This window comes from Pseudomonas sp. SORGH_AS_0199 (assembly GCF_031453735.1).
GTDB lineage: Bacteria > Pseudomonadota > Gammaproteobacteria > Pseudomonadales > Pseudomonadaceae > Chryseomonas > Chryseomonas aestiva.
The window spans coordinates 1,497,596-1,514,261 of the sequence record NZ_JAVJAE010000001.1; the positions used below are offsets into that span (position 1 = coordinate 1,497,596).

At 67.1% G+C, this 16,666-nt stretch carries 17 protein-coding genes; 8 read left to right on the forward strand and 9 right to left on the reverse strand.

What is annotated here, in order from left to right; all coding sequences use genetic code 11:
• Positions 1 to 20: 20 nt before the first annotated feature.
• Positions 21 to 1,052 carry an MBL fold metallo-hydrolase gene (locus QE444_RS07130; RefSeq protein ID WP_309737644.1) on the reverse strand — a complete coding sequence of 344 codons (1,032 nt, stop codon included), beginning with the start codon at positions 1,050 to 1,052 and terminating at the stop codon, positions 21 to 23.
• A gap of 63 nt (positions 1,053 to 1,115) precedes the next feature.
• Between QE444_RS07130 and QE444_RS07135 the strand changes: the two genes are divergently transcribed.
• A complete protein-coding gene (locus QE444_RS07135) occupies positions 1,116 to 1,730 on the forward strand; it encodes a pseudouridine synthase (protein WP_309737645.1) in 615 nt (204 codons plus the stop codon).
• 9 nt (positions 1,731 to 1,739) lie between these two features.
• Here QE444_RS07135 and QE444_RS07140 read toward each other — a convergent pair whose 3' ends face one another.
• Positions 1,740 to 2,705: a HAMP domain-containing protein gene (locus QE444_RS07140; protein ID WP_133863020.1), complete on the reverse strand. Its 966-nt coding sequence runs from the start codon at positions 2,703 to 2,705 to the stop codon at positions 1,740 to 1,742.
• A gap of 62 nt (positions 2,706 to 2,767) precedes the next feature.
• Positions 2,768 to 3,367 carry a LysE/ArgO family amino acid transporter gene (locus QE444_RS07145; RefSeq protein ID WP_309737646.1) on the reverse strand — a complete coding sequence of 200 codons (600 nt, stop codon included), beginning with the start codon at positions 3,365 to 3,367 and terminating at the stop codon, positions 2,768 to 2,770.
• 99 nt (positions 3,368 to 3,466) lie between these two features.
• On the opposite strand from QE444_RS07145, the gene QE444_RS07150 reads away from it, so the two are divergent.
• From QE444_RS07150 to QE444_RS07160, 3 genes are all read left to right on the forward strand, one after another.
• Positions 3,467 to 4,354: a LysR family transcriptional regulator ArgP gene (locus tag QE444_RS07150; protein WP_309737647.1), complete on the forward strand. Its 888-nt coding sequence runs from the start codon at positions 3,467 to 3,469 to the stop codon at positions 4,352 to 4,354.
• Between the two features lie 81 nt (positions 4,355 to 4,435).
• The gene (locus tag QE444_RS07155; RefSeq protein ID WP_309737648.1) at positions 4,436 to 5,380 is read left to right on the forward strand and encodes an NAD(P)-dependent oxidoreductase; all 945 of its coding nucleotides are present in this window, start codon (positions 4,436 to 4,438) and stop codon (positions 5,378 to 5,380) included.
• A gap of 173 nt (positions 5,381 to 5,553) precedes the next feature.
• Positions 5,554 to 6,408: an ATPase gene (locus QE444_RS07160; protein WP_285386787.1), complete on the forward strand. Its 855-nt coding sequence runs from the start codon at positions 5,554 to 5,556 to the stop codon at positions 6,406 to 6,408.
• On the opposite strand, the gene QE444_RS07165 is transcribed toward QE444_RS07160, so the two are convergent.
• The 4 genes from QE444_RS07165 to QE444_RS07180 are packed head-to-tail and all read right to left on the reverse strand — an operon-like array spanning position 6,389 to position 11,010.
• On the reverse strand, positions 6,389 to 7,453 hold the full coding sequence (locus tag QE444_RS07165) for an ion transporter (RefSeq protein ID WP_285386786.1): 1,065 nt from the start codon (positions 7,451 to 7,453) through the stop codon (positions 6,389 to 6,391). The two genes, QE444_RS07160 and QE444_RS07165, sit on opposite strands and share 20 nt — an antisense overlap.
• Positions 7,450 to 8,010, reverse strand: a complete 561-nt coding sequence (locus QE444_RS07170; protein WP_273863088.1) for a cob(I)yrinic acid a,c-diamide adenosyltransferase — start codon at positions 8,008 to 8,010, stop codon at positions 7,450 to 7,452. Before QE444_RS07170 ends, QE444_RS07165 begins: the two co-directional genes overlap by 4 nt.
• A 20-nt stretch (positions 8,011 to 8,030) precedes the next feature.
• Positions 8,031 to 10,052 (reverse strand): ATP-binding protein, encoded by a 2,022-nt coding sequence (locus QE444_RS07175; protein ID WP_273863087.1) that lies wholly within the window; start codon positions 10,050 to 10,052, stop codon positions 8,031 to 8,033.
• Positions 10,053 to 10,095: 43 nt separating this feature from the next.
• Positions 10,096 to 11,010: a putative 2-dehydropantoate 2-reductase gene (locus QE444_RS07180; protein WP_285386785.1), complete on the reverse strand. Its 915-nt coding sequence runs from the start codon at positions 11,008 to 11,010 to the stop codon at positions 10,096 to 10,098.
• A gap of 124 nt (positions 11,011 to 11,134) precedes the next feature.
• Between QE444_RS07180 and QE444_RS07185 the strand changes: the two genes are divergently transcribed.
• Together QE444_RS07185 and QE444_RS07190 are read left to right on the forward strand one after the other, a co-directional pair.
• Complete coding sequence (locus QE444_RS07185; protein ID WP_133863011.1) at positions 11,135 to 11,614, forward strand: YajQ family cyclic di-GMP-binding protein; 480 nt, start codon at positions 11,135 to 11,137, stop codon at positions 11,612 to 11,614.
• 104 nt (positions 11,615 to 11,718) lie between these two features.
• Positions 11,719 to 12,555: a mechanosensitive ion channel family protein gene (locus QE444_RS07190; RefSeq protein ID WP_405046463.1), complete on the forward strand. Its 837-nt coding sequence runs from the start codon at positions 11,719 to 11,721 to the stop codon at positions 12,553 to 12,555.
• 7 nt (positions 12,556 to 12,562) lie between these two features.
• Here the strand turns inward: QE444_RS07190 and QE444_RS07195 are convergent, their stop codons facing one another.
• A complete protein-coding gene (locus tag QE444_RS07195; protein ID WP_158889438.1) occupies positions 12,563 to 14,278 on the reverse strand; it encodes an AmpG family muropeptide MFS transporter in 1,716 nt (571 codons plus the stop codon).
• Positions 14,279 to 14,306: 28 nt separating this feature from the next.
• Positions 14,307 to 14,645, reverse strand: coding sequence for an MGMT family protein (locus QE444_RS07200; protein WP_133863008.1), 339 nt, complete (start codon positions 14,643 to 14,645; stop codon positions 14,307 to 14,309).
• Between the two features lie 240 nt (positions 14,646 to 14,885).
• On the opposite strand from QE444_RS07200, the gene QE444_RS07205 reads away from it, so the two are divergent.
• Positions 14,886 to 15,893, forward strand: a complete 1,008-nt coding sequence (locus QE444_RS07205) for a DUF481 domain-containing protein (protein WP_133863007.1) — start codon at positions 14,886 to 14,888, stop codon at positions 15,891 to 15,893.
• A gap of 151 nt (positions 15,894 to 16,044) precedes the next feature.
• Positions 16,045 to 16,503, forward strand: a complete 459-nt coding sequence (locus QE444_RS07210) for an FxsA family protein (protein ID WP_133863006.1) — start codon at positions 16,045 to 16,047, stop codon at positions 16,501 to 16,503.
• The last annotated feature ends 163 nt before the right edge of the window (positions 16,504 to 16,666 follow it).

Below are 16,666 nucleotides of genomic sequence, written 5' to 3' on the forward strand. Positions count from 1 at the left end.
AGCCCCCTTTCGTCTTGAACCTAGGGCACCGACCAGGCCTCGCCCGGCGCCAGTGTCCGGAACGCCTCGTCGGCCAGGCCATGCAGGGCGCGGGCATGGGCCAGGTCGCGGGGCGGAGCGAATTGTCCTTCGTCGCTCAGGGAAAAGGTGCCGAAATGGATGCCCAGACTGCTCACGGCGCCCAGTGCCTGATGAGCGCGTACCGCATCGTCGGGATTCAGATGGCTGTCCCGCATGAACCAGCGCGGTTCATAGGCGCCGATGGGCAGGGCGGCGAAGCGCGGCGCGCCCAGGCGTTCGCGGATCTGCGCGAAGTGCGGGCCCCAGCCGGTATCGCCGGCGAAATAAACCGGTCCGGTCGGCGCTTCCAGCACGAAGCCACCCCATAGCCGGCGATTGGTGTCGAAGCGGCTGCGTGCCGACCAGTGCTGGCCTGGCACCAGGTGCAGGCGCATGTCATCCTTGAGCGGCAGACTCTGCCACCAGTCCAGTTCGCTGACGGTGACGAAACCGGTCTCGCGGCGGATCAGCTCGGCGTTGCCCAGGGGCGTCACCACCGGCGTCAGGGGCGCGCGCTCGGCCAGGCGCCGCAGGGTCGCCAGATCCATGTGATCGTAGTGGCTGTGGCTGACGAAGATCAGGTCCAGCGGCGGCAGGTCGTCCAGGGCCACGCCGGGGGCGTGATAGCGCCGCGGACCGATGAAGCTGAAGGGACTCACCCGCTCCGACCAGACCGGGTCGGCGAGGATGTTGAGGCCCTGATGCTGGATCAGCAGGGTGGCATGGTTGACGAAGGTCACCCGCAATTCGCCACCCTCGACCCGGGCCGCTGGCCGCGTCGGCACGGCCGGCCCTTCCTGCCAGGTCCACTCGGGACGGGTGCGGGTGAACTGCCATTTCAGCACCGTCCAGAGACTCTTGTCCTCGCGCGGCGCCAGGTTGTGGAAGCGCTCGCCGTCGAAGTGATCGGAGCGCGGGCCTTCGTAGGCGGACGAGGCGCAACCGGCCAGGGTGAGCAGGTGGATCAGCCACAGCGGACGAAAGATGCGCATGGGACCTCGGACGAATAGACTGGGCGGTCCAGATTACCCTTTGGCCAGCCGCCGTCGATCCCCATGTCGCGAAATACCCGTTCCACCCCCGGCCAGCGGCCCCGTCGCCAGGCCAAGGCGCCGCCGATCACGCCGCGGCTGCTGCTGCTCAACAAGCCCTTCGATGTACTCACCCAGTTCGCCGACGCCGATGGCCGCGCGACCCTGAAGGCCTACGTCGCGGTACCAGGTGTCTATCCGGCTGGCCGTCTGGATCGTGACAGCGAAGGCCTGCTCCTGTTGACCAACGATGGCCAGCTGCAGGCGCGCATCGCCGATCCCCGGCACAAGCTGCCCAAGACCTACTGGGCCCAGGTGGAAGGCACCCCCAGCGAAGCGCAATTGCAGTGCCTGCGCCAGGGGGTCGAACTCAATGACGGCCCCACGCTGCCGGCCGAAGCCCGTCTGCTGGCCGAGCCGCCGGTGCTCTGGGAGCGTGATCCACCGGTGCGCTTTCGCAAGAGCGTGCCGACCGCCTGGATCGAGCTGACCATCCGCGAAGGGCGCAATCGCCAGGTGCGGCGCATGACCGCCGCGGTGGGCCTGCCGACCCTGCGCCTGGTGCGCGTACGCATCGGCCCCTGGACGCTGGACGATTTGGCGCCGGGCCAATGGCGCGAGGTACCGGCGCAGCTCTAGCGCCGCCGCTCAATCCTGCCGCTGGCTGGCGGCCTCCTGCAGATCGCCGGCGATGTCGGCGAGGCGACGGCTGACCTCTTTCAGGACCTGCGGATCAATCGCGCGCGCGGGCTGACCCGGTTCGGTCAGCAGCTGACTGGCAAGCAGGGCGCTCAGGGCGCTGACCTCGCTGGCCTGATGGCGCAGCTCATGGGTGTGCTGCACGGCGGCGTCGCGCAGGAGATTGGTGCTGAGGGTCAGGCGGCCCAGTTCGTCATCGCGCCCGCCGGGCAGGCGCTCGCCGAAGCGCCCGCGCGCCAGCAGCCCCAGTTGCCGGGCGCAGGTCACCAGCGGGTCCACCAGCCGGCGCTCCACCAGCCTGACCCCCAGGAACAGCAGGCCGCCGCCGCAGAGCAGCAGGGCCAGACCGGCGAGCAGGATGTCGCGCTGGGCCTCGGCGCGGATGGCGGCGATCTGCTCTGCGGTACGGCCGTGCAGTTCATCGACCAGGGCGGCGAAGCCCTCGGCGGTCTCGCGGTCGATACCCCGGACCTCGGCATCGCCGCGGCGTGGATCGCGATCATGGGCGAGATAGGCGGCATGGCCGGCGCGATAGCGCTCGCCCAGACGCCCGTGCTGGGTCCGCAGCGCCTGGAGGCGCGGTTGCAATTCGGGGTCGACGCGGGTGGCCAGCTGTTGCAGTCGCTGATCGACCTCGGCTTCGCGGGTCAGAAAGGCCTGCCAATAGCGCTCGGCGGTGTCGGCATCGCCACCGCGCAGCAGAAAGTTCTTCCACTCCTGCACCTGGATCTTGAAGGTCAGGTGGGTGTCATCGATCTCCACCAGCCGCTCCAGCGGGCCCTCGATCAGGTGCTGGTAGCGGTGCAGTTCGCGGGAAAGCAGGCCGAAGCCGGCCAGGGCGATCAGCAGCATCAGCAGCAGACTGCCGCCGAACAGGAGCAGGCTCTGGCTGCGGAGCGAGCGGGCGAAGGGCATAGGGACTCTCGACAGGAAACGCAGAGCCGCAGCTTAGGGCGCTCGCCGGGCGAAGGCCAGCCTCAGGTCGAGACCAGCAACTGCACCGCGACGGCAAACATCACCCCGGCCACCAGCAGATCGATCAGTCGCCACACCCCCGGACGGGCCAGGTAGGGTGCGGCCCAGGCCGCGCCCAGGGCGAGTCCGAAAAACCACAGCATGGAGGCGGTGGCGGCGCCGAGCACATAGGCCAGGGGCGCGGCCTGCTGGCTGCCCAGGGAGCCCACCAGCAGCACCGTGTCCAGATAGACATGGGGATTGAGCAGGGAGACGGCGGCCGCGGCGAGCAACGCCTGCCGCCGGCTGCGCGGACTCGTGGTCTCCAGCTTGTCGATGGCCGCCGGCCGCCAGGCCCGGCGTAGCGCCTGGGCGCCGTACCAGAGCAGAAAGGCCGCGCCGCCCCAGCGCAGGATGACCACCAGCAGCGGGCTGTGCTGGATCAGCGCGGCCAGGCCCAGCACCCCGGCGGCCACCAAGATCACGTCGCAGGTGAGGCAGAAGGCGGCGATGGCCAGATGGTGCTCGCGGCGCAGCCCCTGGGCCAGCAGATAGGTGTTCTGGGCACCCAGCGCCATGATGAGACTGGCCATGGTCAGGAGGCCGGTGAAGTAGCTGTTCATTGCAAGGGTGTCGCCTTGTGGTGCGGGAATGGCTGCCACCTTGCCGGGTCCGGGTGTATAAGAAAAACCAATATTCCTTATGCAGCATTAGCTGAATCGATGATCGACTACAAGTTGCTGGAAGCCCTGGCGGTGGTGGTGGAAGAGGGTGGCTTCGAACGGGCGGCGCGCCGGCTGGGCCTGTCGCAATCGGCGGTGTCCCAGCGCATCAAGCTGCTCGAAGCCCGGGTCGGCCAGGCGGTGCTGGTGCGGGAGACACCGCCCCAGCCCACCGCGCCGGGGCTGCGGCTGTTGCGCCATATCCAGCAGGTCCGCCTGCTGGAAGCCGACCTGGGCAGCGAGGTGCCGGGACTGGCCGAAGAGGTGCCGCAGCGGCTCCGTATCGCCCTGAACGCCGACAGCCTGGCCAGCTGGTGGCCGGCCGCGGTCGGCCCCTGGCTGGTGGAGCAGGGGCTGCTGCTGGATCTGGTGGTAGAGGATCAGGACGTGGTGCTGCGCCGCATGCGCGCGGGCGAGGTGGCGGCCTGCCTCTGCGCCAGCGGTCAGCCCCTGGCGGGCGCCCGGGTGCGATCCTTGGGCGCCATGCGTTATCGCGCCGTGGCCAGTCCGGATTTCTGTGCCCGCTGGCTGACCGGGCGGCCGATCGCCCAGGCCTTGGTGCGCGCGCCCGCCATTGTCTTCGGTCCGGACGACCGCCTGCAGCACCGCTACCTGGAGCAGCTCGGTGTCACCGCGCCCTTCGACTACCACCTCTGCCCGTCCGCCGAAGGTTTCCAGCAGATGGCCCTCAGTGGTATCGGTTGGGGTCTGCTGCCCGATATCCAGAGTGCGGCCGCCCTGGCCAGTGGTGCCCTGGTGGATCTGGCGCCCGGTCACTGGGTGGATGTCCCGCTGTTCTGGCATCACTGGCGCAATGGCGGTGTCGCCCTGCAGGCGCTGACCCGCCATCTGGAGGGCGTCGGCGGCCAGTGGCTGGTGCGCGACTAGCGGCGCCTGTCGAAGGCTTTGGTTACACTGGTCTCTGGGTCGTCCTCGGCGACCGCGGACAGGTTCGGGAATCCCAGCGACATGCGTATCTTGATCACGGGCGCCAGCGAGGCGCTCGGTGCGGGTCTGGCCTGCGATCTGCTCGACCGCGGCCAACTGGTGCGGGTGCACGGCCGCCCCGGCGCGACCCTGGACGCCCTGGTCGAACGCGGCGCCGACTACCACCCGGCCTTGCTCGACCAGCCCGCGCAGGTGGTGGCGCTGTGCGACGACATCGACGCCATCGCCCACTGCACCGACGTGGCCGGCGTGCCGAGCGCCGCCGATCTGGATCATGGTCAGGTGCTGATCGAAGCCGCCCTGCAGCAGCAGGTCGCGCAATTCGTCTATGTGTCGTCCGCGCGCCTCTACGAGAGCGGCGGCGAAGCGCTCAAGGAAGACCAGGTGCCGACCAAGCCCAGGAGCCGCGAGGCCCAGCGCCGTCTGCAACTGGAGCGCCTGGCCCTGGCCGCCGGTGAATTCGGCCCCCAGGTCACGGTGTTGCGGCCGGCCCAGGTGCTCGGCCTGGCCGATCGCGACTGGGCGCGTTGGTTGTTGGAGCGGGCCAAGGCCAGGCAGCTGGGGCGCAGCGGCAACGGTCTCAATCGCTGGGACTTCACCAGCGCCGGCAACCTGCGCAAGGCCCTGGTGACCTTGCTGCTCAGGCAACCGGCCGCCACCCACGGCAAGGTCTTCAACCTCAGCGATGGCCAGCCCCTGGTGTGCTGGGATGCGATCAACTTCCTGCTGCGCCGCTTCGAGCTGCCGCCGGTGGTCGAGCGCAAGGCCTTCGATCCCCGGCGGCTCTATGCCCGCTTGCGCACCCCAGGTCATGAATCCTGCTGGCCCGAGTTGCTCGACAGCGCCTTCACCCTGGACATCCGCGCCGCCCAGGAGGCCTTCGGCTACCTGCCCGAGGCCAGTTCCTGGAGCGCCCTGGAAGAATATCGCCCGCGGGCGCCCCAGGCCCATAGCGGACCGGTCTAGCGGCAATCCTCAGCGCACCCAGGGCAGGGCATGCTGGCGCTTTGCTATCGACGCAGACTGCGTTTCGGCGCACGCTCCCGGGGCCAATCCGCGTGCCGGCTGCCTCGCGTCCATGGCGACGGCCGTTATACTGGCCGCGATTCCGTCTTCTTGCCTCTGCTCACAGGTCTGCCATGCGCAACGATCTTCTCGATGAAATGGATAACGTCCCGAGTCTGACCCCGGAGCGCGACGATCGCCGTCCCGGCAGTCGGCGTCCGGTCGAAGCCGAAGAGGTCTATCGCGAACCCGCTGCCGGTCACTCCCGCCCGGTACGCCGCGGACCCTCCACCGCGCCGCTGTGGGTGCTGGTCGCGGCCCTGACCCTGGCCCTGGCCGGGGTCGCCTGGTGGAGTCATCAGCAACTGGTGCTGATGCAGGAGCAGGTGGTGGCCACCCAGGAAAACTTCGCGCGCATCAGCGAAGACGCCCAGGGTCGCCTGAGGGACATCTCCGGCAAGCTGGTGGAGAGCGAATCCTCCGGCACTACCAGTCGCGAGGCCCTGCTGCTGCAGGTCAAGACCCTGCAGAGCAAGGTCGCCGAACTCACCCGCCAGCAGCAGGGGGTGACGGACAACCAGCAGGCCCAGGACAACCGCCTGCAGAATCTCTCCACCGCGGTGCAGACGGTGCAGACCGGCAGTGGCGAGGTGGATACCCGACTCAAGGCCCTGGCCGAGGAGCAGACCACACTGAAGAACGGCCTGGCGCAGACCGCCAGCCTGACCGAGCAGGTCGCCAGCCTCACTGCGCAGAACAAGGCGCTGCAGGCCGACATCGCCGCGCTGAAGAAACCCAGCGCCCAGAACCAGGCCCTGGGCGAGATGCAGCAGGACCTGCTGGTATTGCGCAGCGAACTGGACGCCCGCCCGGTGGGCCCGGACAGCAAGGAATTCGACGCCTTCCGCCTGCAGACCACCCGCAACATCACCACCCTGCAGACCCAGGTGCAGAATCTGCAGCAGCAGATCAGCGCCGGGGCGCGTTGATCGGATCGATCTCGCTGCGCTGCCAGTCCTGCGGCCAGAGCTCGCCGTCGAGCTGATCGAGCCGGCGCTGCAGGACCTTCTGCTTGAATACCTCGAGGATCTCCACCAGCACCTCGTCCAGGGCATTGTCCTGGGCGCCGCTGGGCAGACTCTGATCGAAGCCGTGATCGGCCAGGCGACTGGCCAGGGCGCGGAAGTCGCGGGTGCGCAGACTGGCCGCTGCTTCCCGGACCAGGCCGTTGACGATGTCGGTGAGCACCCCGTCCAGGGTATCTGCCAGGCGCTCACCCATGGGCAGGCGCTTGAGCCGGGCCAGGTCGGGATTCTCGTCCAGCGCGCCCTGCACCACGTCGCCGACCAGGCGTTCCAGGGTGGCGCGATTCTGGCTGTAGCCCTGCTCCACCATCGCCTGGATACGCAGCGCCATGCCGTCGATCAGCCGCTGCTTGCGCGGACGGATGACGCGGTCGATCACGCTCTGGGAGAAGTCGTCGCGGGTGTTGAGTTCGTCCTGCAATTCGCCGCAGATCTTGATCATCACCCGATCCGACAGGTCTTCCATGAGCAGCTGGTAGTAGTGGTTGAACAGCCGATAGGGCCGCCAGCCGCGCATGTCGATCAGCCCCAGGCGCTGCAGGCGCAGGAGCAGCGAGACGATGCGCAGCGCCCGCAGCAGGCGGAAGCCGCCCAGGGGAATGCAGCCGAGCACGTCGTACCAGTGGATGAAGGGATAGTGGTACCAGCGGGCATGGCGGCGCTCGACCACCGCCACCAGCCAGCCGAGCAGCACATCGGCGAGGAAGAAGGCGACGAACACCAGGTCGATGCGGGTGAAGTGGGCGTGGATGCGTTCGCCGTAGAAGGCGTGGAAGCCGGGCAGCATGGCGGCCAGGGCCTGGTTGAGCGGCCCCAGGGCGTAAAGGCTGTCGAACAGGATCAGCGCCAGGTTCACGCAGACCAGGATCAGGATCAGGCCGTCCCAGAGCGCCAGCAGGCCCTCGTGGCGGCGCGGTGGTGGCGCGGTTGGTGCCGCCGGCGCGCTCATGGCCGTGCGGCCTGCCAGAGCACCTCGCTCACCCCCTGGCGCCGGGCGACGATGCGGGCGGCGACGAACAGCAGGTCGGACAGCCGATTGAGATAGGGCAGGCCCTGGCCTTCCAGCGGCTCCACCGCGTGCAGACTGCGGCAGCGCCGCTCGGCGCTGCGGGCCAGGGTGCGGCAGACATGGGCCTGGGCCACGGCACGCGAGCCGCCGGGCAGGATGAAATTCTCCAGCGGCCCCAGCTCGGCGTTCCAGCGGTCGATGGCGCCTTCCAGACGCTCGATCTCCCCCGCCTGCAGGGCGCGATAGCTGGGCATGGCCAGTTCGCCACCGAGGTCGAACAGCCGGTGCTGGCAGGGTGCCAGGGCGTCGCTCACCTCGGCCAGGCGGGTATCGTCCGCCAGCTCGGCGAGCAGCAGACCCAGGGCACTGTTGAGTTCGTCCACCGCGCCGATGGCCTCGATGCGCGGATGATCCTTGGGTACCCGGCTGCCGTCGGCCAGGCCGGTATCGCCGGCGTCGCCCTGGCGGGTGTAGATCTCGGTAAGGCGAAAACCCATGGCGCAGCTCCTGTGAAGTCCTAGGCCGCGTCGAAGTCGGCCTGGATAAGGGGCAGCCGCAGGGTGAAGCAGGTCCCTACGCCGGGCGTGGAGTGCACCTCCATCTGCCCCTTGTGGTTGTTGGTGATGATGAAGTACGACACCGACAGGCCCAGACCGGTGCCCTGGCCCACTTCCTTGGTGGTGAAGAAGGGCTCGAAGATGCGCTTGCAGATGTCCTCGGGGATACCGATGCCGTTGTCTTCCACCTGGATCTCCGCCCAGCCGCCGCGCAGCCTGGTGCGCAAGGTGATGCGGCCGTATTCGCCTTCTTCCTCGTCGTCGCGCAGGTGGATCGCCTGGGCGGCGTTCTTCAGCAGGTTGAGCAGCACCTGCTCAAGTTCATTGCCGATCACCGGCACCGGCCCCAGTGCCGGATCGAATTCGCGGATGATCGACAGGGTGCGGAAGTCGAAGCCTTCCGCCAGGTCGAAGTCGTTGCCGGCGATCTCGATGGCCTGGTCGATCAGCGGCGGCAGTTCGCTGGCTTCCATCTTGCGATTGCTGCGCCGGCTGAAGGCCAGCATGTGGCTGACGATCTTGGCCGCGCGGCTGCCGGCCTGGTGGATGCCGTCGAGCAGCCGCGGGATCTGCCGGCTTTCCAGGTAGCAATTCACCGCATTGAGTTCGACGCCGGATTCGGCCGCCTGCTCGAGATTCTTCGGCAACTCCGGCGACAGCCGCCGGCGGATGTTCTGCACGTTGTGCAGGATGGCGCCCAGGGGATTGTTGATCTCGTGGGCCATGCCGGCGGCCAGGCCGCCCACCGAGAGCATCTTTTCCGACTGCACCATCATCTCTTCCATGTTGAGGCGCTGGGTGATGTCGTCGATGCGGATCACCACGCCACGTCCGGCGCCGCCCATCAGCGGGTAGAAGGTCAGGGTGTAGTGGCGCGGGGTATCGGTCAGCGCCCAGGTCACCCGCTCCACCTTTTCCACCCGCAGCAATTCGGCGGTGCGACTCAGTTGCGGCAGGAACGGCTTGAGCGAGGGAAAGGCGAGAAACACCGGCTGGTTCAGGGCTTCGTCCAGCTGGGTGCCGGAGAGGTGGGTGGCCTCCTGGTTCCACTGGGTGACGTAGAACTGCTCGTCCACCGCGATCAGGGCCGAGGGCATGGAGTCGATGATGCTGTTGAGGTAGTTCTGGAAGCCGGTGAGCTTCTTCTCGATCTTGCCGCGGACCTGTACCTCCAGTTCCAGCTTGCGGTTGGAGCGGCGCGTCTCCTCGGCCAGGCTCTGGGCCTGCAGCACCGCGTACTGGGCGTCGTCGCGGGCGCGCTTGAGTTGCTGCTCGCGGCCCTGGATGCGGCCGAGCATGGTGTTGAAGGATTCCGCCAGGCGACCCAGTTCGTCCTCGCTGCCCTTGCTGGCGCGCAGCGAGTAGTTTTCCTCGCGGGTCACCTGGCGGGAAAGTTCTTCCAGCTCGCGGATCGGCAGGGTGATGAGTCGCTTGATCTGCCGCGCCACTACCAGCCAGAGCAGGATGCTGAAGGTCAGGATCGCCAGGCTGGCGGTCAGGGTGCCGCGGTAGAAGGCGCCCGGCAGCTCGCTGCTGGCCACCAGCAGCAGATGCCCGGGCGGGCCCTCGGGGCGCGGCAGTTCCACCAGCAGGTTGGTGCGGAATTCCCGCAGGCGCCAGGTCTGCAGCTCTTCGAAGCGTGCGGGTACCTGCAGGCGATCGCCGTTGTGCAGCTCGGCCAGGCGCTGGCCCTGGCTGTCGTAGACCGCGGCCAGGCGCAGCGGCGCATAGCCGTCCAGCTGGCGCAACTGCACCTGGGCCGCCTCCGGCGAGGCCAGCACCTCGCGACTGAGCACCGGGCTGGCGAACAGCCGGCCCAGGGTCTGCAGCGCCTGGGGCGCCACGCTTTCCTGGGAGATCCAGTAGGCGGCACTGATGAAGGTCACGTTGGCCACCACCAGCACCGCGATCATCATCACCAGCAGGGCGGCCAGCAACTTGCGGCCGACCGGGAGATTCTTCAGGCGTTTGGCGAGGATCATGGCGCAGCCGCGGCAACAGGGAAGCGGGCAGGGTAGCCCGCAGCTAGTCCTCGGGCAATCCGCGCTCCGCGAGCCGGGTCCGCAACCGCTGCTGGAGGTCCGTCAGATGCGGCACCGGCAGGCGCAGCCGTCCGGCGATCGGCAGGGCATGACCGAGCAGATGGCTCACCTCGGTGCGCTGGCCGCGCTCCACGTCCTGCAGCATGGAAGAGCGGTTGTTGGCGGTGGCGGCGATCACCGCCTCGACCTCCTGCTGCAGCCCCTGGGCCGCCGGGGCGAGGCCCATGGCTTCCAGCAGGGCCGTGAGTTCGTCGCAGAGCGCCGCTACCTCCGCTGCGTGCTGGCGCAGCTCGCCGTTGCGGCAGCGATGCAGCACGGTCAGCGGATTGATGGCGCAGTTGATCGCCAGCTTGCGCCACAGCCGGGCGTCGATGTCTTCGGTCCAGCGCACCGGGAAACCCAGCTGGGTAAGGGTGTCCAGCCAGGGTGGCGGGGTATGGCTGCCGAGCTGGTCGCCGATCCAGATCTGCCCGGCGCCGGCCGCCACCACATGGAAGTCGGTCTCGCGATAGGCCCCCTCGGTGGTGCTGGCTCTCAGGCAGCGCGCCCGCGGGACCCGGGCGGCCACGGCATCCTGGCTGCCCAGGCCGTTCTGCAGCAGCAGGATCTCGGCCTCCGGTTCCAGGCGCGCGGCGACGCTGGCGATGGCTTCTTCGGCGTCATAGCTCTTGCAGGCGAGGATCAGGCGGCGGATCGGATTGCCGGCCTCGGGCGTCTCGGCCGGCAGCGGATAGAGGCTGGTGGTGTCGCCTTCGCTGAGTTGCAGTCCGCCGCCGGCGCGATACTGCGCCAGGCGTGTACGGTCACGCAGGATCAGCCGCACCGGTTCGCCACCGCGAAACAGCCGCGCCGCCCAGAGTCCGCCGAGACTGCCGGCACCCAGTACGTGCCAGCTCACAACTGTGACTCCAGGGTGGATTCGCGGGGCATGGTTGGATTCCTGCAAGGCTAGGGTCAGTCGTTATAATGGTCGGTCATGCCGCAGCGTCAAGGCTGCCCCATCGCAACCGAGGAGAAAATCCATGCCTTCCTTCGACGTGGTATCGGAGCTGGACAAGCACGAAGTCACCAATGCCGTCGACAACGCCATCAAGGACCTTGATCGCCGCTACGACCTGCGCGGCAAGGGCAGCTTCGAAGCCAAGGACCTGACGGTGACCCTCACCGCCGATGCCGACTTCCAGCTCGAACAGATGCTGGAGATCCTCAAGGTCAACCTGGCCAAGCGCAAGATCGACGTCCAGTGCCTGGAGGTCAAGGATGCCTATGCCTCCGGCAAGTCCGTCAAGCAGGAGACCGTCCTGCGCGAGGGGATCGACAAGGAGCTGGCGAAGAAGATCGTCGCCCTGATCAAGGACAGCAAGATCAAGGTTCAGGCCGCCATCCAGGGCGAGCAGGTGCGCATCACCGGCAAGAAGCGCGACGAGTTGCAGGAGGTCATCGCCCTGCTGCGCGGCCAGTCCCTGGACATGCCGCTGCAATACCAGAACTTCCGTGATTGAGCTGACTCCCTTTAGGGTCGCCGCCGAGCGCGGCGGCATCTGACTGAAGAGGTAACAGGAGACGCCGTTTGGATATCGAAAACCAATACAACCACCTGCTGGCGATGACCGCGGGCTGGCTGCCCATTGTCCTGCAGTATTCCGGCCGGGTGCTGCTGGCGCTGCTGACCCTGGCCATCGGCTGGTGGTTGATCAATAAGGTCTCGGCCAAGGCCAGCGGCCTGGCGGCCCACCATGGCGCCGACCCGGCGCTGCTGAGTTTCCTCGGCAGCCTGGTCAGCATCATCCTCAAGATCCTGCTGGCGGTCAGCGCGGCGTCCATGATCGGCATCGCCACGACCTCCTTTGTCGCCATCATCGGTGCGGCCGGTCTGGCCGTGGGTCTGGCACTGCAGGGCAGCCTGTCGAATTTTGCCGGCGGTGTGCTGATCCTGACCTTCCGCCCCTTTCGCGTCGGTGAATTCATCGAAGCCCAAGGCGTGATGGGGACGGTGAATTCCATCCAGATCTTCCACACCATCCTGCTGACCGGGGACAACAAGACCGTCACCATCCCCAACGGCAATCTGTCCAACGGCATCATCACCAACTACTCGCGCCAGCCCAAGCGCAAGGTGATCTTCGATGTCGGCGTGGATTACGAGGCCGATCTGCAGAAGGGCCGCGAGGTGCTGCTGGCGCTGGCGGAAGACTCGCGGGTGCATCGGGATCCGGCCGCCGAGGTGGTGGTATCGGCCCTGGGCGACAGCGCCATCACCCTGTCGCTGCGCTTCTGGACCGACAGCGGCGACTACTGGCCGCTGATGTTTATGCTCAACGAGCAGGTCCGCGACCGTCTGGGCGCGGTGGGTATCGGCATTCCCTTCCCGCAGCGAGTGGTGCACTTCGCCAACACTGCACCGGTCGCTGAGGCGCAGGGCGAGTCCAGCCCCGCCGCCTAGGTCCCGCTCAGCTCCCGCCGGTCTTGACGACGGCGGGATCGCGCCGCTGACGCAGCCAGAGCACGGCGATCAGCAGCAGCGTCGGCACCCCCATCAGCGCGGTCAGTGAGAAGAACGAGCTGTAGCCGACGTGCTCGACCATGGCCCCCGAATAGCCACCCAGCAGGCGCGGCAACAGCAGCATCAGCGAGCTGAGCATGGCGTACTGGGTGGCCGAGAATCTGAGGTTGGTCAGACTCGACAGGTAGGCGACAAAGGCCGAGGTGGCCATGCCGCCGCTGACGTTGTCGGCGCAGATCGTGGCGATCAGCAGCGGCACGTTGGCGCCGGTGGAAGCGATCACCACGAACAGCAGATTGGTCAGCGCCGAAGCGGCGCCGCCGAGGAAAAGGATCGGCAGGATGCCTACCCGGGTGATCAGCACGCCGCCCAGGCCCGCGCCGAACAGGGTCATGAACACCCCGAAGATCTTGCTGACTCCGGCGATGGTTTCCTTGCTGTAGCCCACGTCGATATAGAAGACGCTGGCCATCACCCCCATGACCGTGTCGGACAGCCGATAGGTGGAGATCAGGCCGAGCAGCAGCAGCGCCTGCCACTGGTAGCGCTGGATGAATTCGGTGATGGGCGTCAGCACCGGTGCCATCAGCCGGCGCCCCGGCGCGGTCAGGCACAGCCAGACGATCAGGCCGTACATCAGACCGCGCGGCCAGTAGCCGCCGGCCAGGGCCGACAGGCCGCCGGTGGCGGCCACGATCAGCACGATCAGCAGGATCACCGAGACCATCTGGTGGACGAAGTCGAAGCGTGGCAGTTCTTCGGCATTGGCCGCATCGCGCAACCGCAGGGGCTCGCGCATGCGGCGCATGAGATCGCTCAGCGGCTTGGAGCAATAGCGGCCCCAGGGCGACAGGCAGCCGACGATGAACAGGCTGTAGAGCAGGGCGCGTGGCCAGGCCTGGGCGATGGCGGCATTGATGGCGGCGGGGATGGAGATCAGCATCACCAGCAGCAGGGCAACCGCCACCAGCTGGTGATTGAAGCCGAAGCGCGATTCCGCCATGGCCATGGGCGCTACCGGCTCGGGTTCGCGAATCAGCACGCTGGTCACCAGGCCCGGCAGCACCAGGAGGGCGAACAGCATGTAGGTGGTGGCCCAGGCGCTCTGGCTGTAGCCCAACCGGGACGAGCCCAGCTCCTCGGCGAGAAACAGCGCGCCGGCGCTGGCCAGCAGGGCGGCGATGCGATAGCCGGTCATGTAGCAGGCGGCCAGGGCGGCCTGGCGATCGTCGTCGGCGATTTCCAGGCGATAGGCGTCCACGGCGATGTCCTGGGTGGCCGAGGCAAAGGCCACCAGCACGGCCAGGGCGATGAGTTGCTCCAGGTGCTGCTGCGGATTGCACAGCGCCATGCCGATCAATCCCAGGCCCACCAGGATCTGCGACAGCACCAGCCAGGAGCGTCGCCGCCCGAGCTTGCCGATCAGCGGCAGCTTCCACAGGTCGAGCATGGGTGACCAGACCCACTTGAAGGCATAGGCCAGGCCGATCCAGCTGGCATAGCCGATGGTCTCGCGACTCACGCCCGCTTCGCGCAGCCAGACCGACAGGGTGGAAAACACCAGCATGGCTGGCAGGCCCGCAGCGAAACCCAGCAGCAGCAGGGCCAGGCAGGCCTTTGACTTGTAGGTGGTGACGGCTTCACGCCAGAAACGTGCAAACATGCCCTTGGGCTCGGAAAAAACGCGCACTCTACTCGACACTCTCAGCTGGATTCCACCGGTACCGACGCATGTCCACCCGGTCCTCGTGCAGCAGTACACCCTCGGCCCGCAGCCGCTCGCGTTGCTCCCGGCCAGAGGGGCTGTCCTGGGTCAGGCTCGGCCGGCCATCCGCCGCGATCACCCGATGCCAGGGCAGGGCACTGCCCTCCGGCAGACGCCCCAGCACCCAGCCCACCCAGCGGGCTCCGCGACCGAGCCCGGCGAGTTCCGCCAACTGGCCATAGCTGACCACCCGCCCCGCGGGAATGGCGGCCAGTGCCAGGAAGACGGCCTGGCGACGGGATTCGAGGGGAGGGGGTGCACGCATGACGCCCTGCTGCTCCGGGGGAGAAGAGTGCCAGTGTGCCGAAAAGTTTGGTTACGGTGGTGCTGAAACGTGTCGAGCTGCCGCATTCTCCCAAGACGTCCGACCTTTGGGCAGTATTTCCGGAAACTTGCCTAACTTTTACCCAGGAACGGTTGCGCGAGCCTCTGGCACCCGGATAATCGCGCCCCTCTCGTTTCGTTACCTTTCCACCCAAGTCCACCCAAAGGTGTCCTGGTGCCCATGCGTTTTCGATTGCTCTCCTCGCTCGCGCTGTTGTCACTCGCCTCTTTCGCCCATGCCGACACCGTCTGGCTCAAGAATGGCGATCGTCTGACCGGAACCATCAAGCTGCTGGACAGCAAGAAGCTGCTCTTGCAGACCGAATACGGCGGCAACATTCCCCTGTCCTGGGACAAGATCAAGACGCTGCAGCGTGACAAGCCCGTCATCGTCCAGCGCGGCAAGTACGAACCCGATTTCCCGGTGGAAAGCCTCAAGCCGGCCGACGACGGCCAGGTGGTGGTCACCACCACCGATGGCCAGCAGACCGTCCCCCTGGCCAGCATCACCCAGATCGTGCCGCCGCGGCCCTTCCTGCGCGACTTCGCCTGGAAAGGCAACATCGACGCCGGCCTGGACTACATCAGCTCCTCCGAGGACAGCCAGAAGTACGACATCGACTTCAAGACCCAGGCGCGGCATGGCATGTGGCGGCACAACGCCAACGGCAGCTACGACCGCTACAAGGCCAACGATACCGTCTCGACCAACAAGTACGATCTGCAATACGCCCTGGATCGCTTCTTCGACGAGAAATTCTTCTGGCAGGGCCGCGCCGAATACAAGCGCGACTGGATCCAGGCGCTGGCCAAGCAGCGGACCCTGGGTACCGGTCCCGGTTACCAGTTCTGGGACAACGAACTGGGTGCCTTCTCGCTCACCGGGCTGCTCAACCACAATCGCTACCAGTATGCCGACGGCGGCTCCGACCAGTTCCTCTCGGCGAGCATGAAGTGGGACTACAACCGCTATCTGTACGGTCAGACCATCCAGTTCTTCACCACGGGTGAACTGGGTCGTCCGCTGGACAACACCGCCAACTTCACCTTCGACGGCGATGTCGGCCTGAGATACAAGGTGACCAACTGGGCGTCGCTGAACCTCAAGGCGTCCAAGGAACTGACCAGCGGTGCCGAGGGCAACGTCAACCAGACCGAGTACACCGCCGGCGTCGGCGTGTCCTGGTAACCCGATATTTCCCTGACCCTGTGCAACCCCCTCAAGGCCGCGACTTTCGCGGCCTTGTCGTTTGTGCCGGGCGCCTGGCGGCGACCTTGAAATCGGCTCGACCGCCTCCATCTCCTGTCTTTCAACCGGCTTCCACCGTGAAGGACCTGAGATGCGCGTGACCGCCTTACTCTTCTTGCTGTTTCCCTTTGTGGAACTGGCCGTACTCATCAAGATCGGCAGCGAAATCGGCGTGCTCGCCACCTTCGCCCTGCTGCTTCTGAGCTTTCTGGTCGGCGTCGCCCTGCTGCGTGTCGCCGGCTTCACCACCCTCTGGCGCATCCGCATGCGCCTGGCCCAGGGGCAAATGCCCGAGCAGGAAGTCATCCAGGGCCTGACCCTGGCGATCGCCGGCGCCCTGCTGATCTTCCCGGGCTTCATCAGCGACGTTCTGGCGCTCGTCTGCCTCTTGCCGGTGACCCGCAAGGCCCTGCTGGGCGCGGTGATCGGCCGGGTGACCCGGCGCAATCCCGGCGCCCAGGGCTATCAGCCGGGCGCCGGTCAGGGCGCGCCTCATCGCCCCGAGGTGATCGAGGGTGAAGTGGTGCACCGCGACGAGCAAAAACGCTAAAAATTTTGTCCTCCGCCCTTGAAATGCCTGGCGACAACCTCATGTAGCGGACACCGCAAGGTTGTCGCCGCAAGGCGAGCAGGTTTCGCGTCCTGTCATGCACGGGGCGCACCCGGCGCAGCCGGTAAAAACAAACTGCCGATGCAGTCATCGGCGCTGGAAA

Bases quoted from the DNA above. Each gene is read 5' to 3' on its own strand.
- QE444_RS07210 (WP_133863006.1), top strand. From the start codon at position 16,045: ATGCGCGTGACCGCCTTACTCTTCTTGCTGTTTCCCTTTGTGGAACTG.
- QE444_RS07155 (WP_309737648.1), top strand. From the start codon at position 4,436: ATGCGTATCTTGATCACGGGCGCCAGCGAGGCGCTCGGTGCGGGTCTG.
- QE444_RS07200 (WP_133863008.1), bottom strand. From the start codon at position 14,645: ATGCGTGCACCCCCTCCCCTCGAATCCCGTCGCCAGGCCGTCTTCCTG.
- QE444_RS07160 (WP_285386787.1), top strand. From the start codon at position 5,554: ATGCGCAACGATCTTCTCGATGAAATGGATAACGTCCCGAGTCTGACC.
- QE444_RS07175 (WP_273863087.1), bottom strand. From the start codon at position 10,052: ATGATCCTCGCCAAACGCCTGAAGAATCTCCCGGTCGGCCGCAAGTTG.
- QE444_RS07190 (WP_405046463.1), top strand. From the start codon at position 11,719: ATGACCGCGGGCTGGCTGCCCATTGTCCTGCAGTATTCCGGCCGGGTG.
- QE444_RS07135 (WP_309737645.1), top strand. From the start codon at position 1,116: ATGTCGCGAAATACCCGTTCCACCCCCGGCCAGCGGCCCCGTCGCCAG.
- QE444_RS07195 (WP_158889438.1), bottom strand. From the start codon at position 14,278: ATGTTTGCACGTTTCTGGCGTGAAGCCGTCACCACCTACAAGTCAAAG.
- QE444_RS07130 (WP_309737644.1), bottom strand. From the start codon at position 1,052: ATGCGCATCTTTCGTCCGCTGTGGCTGATCCACCTGCTCACCCTGGCC.
- QE444_RS07185 (WP_133863011.1), top strand. From the start codon at position 11,135: ATGCCTTCCTTCGACGTGGTATCGGAGCTGGACAAGCACGAAGTCACC.
- QE444_RS07205 (WP_133863007.1), top strand. From the start codon at position 14,886: ATGCGTTTTCGATTGCTCTCCTCGCTCGCGCTGTTGTCACTCGCCTCT.
- QE444_RS07165 (WP_285386786.1), bottom strand. From the start codon at position 7,453: ATGAGCGCGCCGGCGGCACCAACCGCGCCACCACCGCGCCGCCACGAG.
- QE444_RS07140 (WP_133863020.1), bottom strand. From the start codon at position 2,705: ATGCCCTTCGCCCGCTCGCTCCGCAGCCAGAGCCTGCTCCTGTTCGGC.
- QE444_RS07150 (WP_309737647.1), top strand. From the start codon at position 3,467: ATGATCGACTACAAGTTGCTGGAAGCCCTGGCGGTGGTGGTGGAAGAG.
- QE444_RS07170 (WP_273863088.1), bottom strand. From the start codon at position 8,010: ATGGGTTTTCGCCTTACCGAGATCTACACCCGCCAGGGCGACGCCGGC.
- QE444_RS07145 (WP_309737646.1), bottom strand. From the start codon at position 3,367: ATGAACAGCTACTTCACCGGCCTCCTGACCATGGCCAGTCTCATCATG.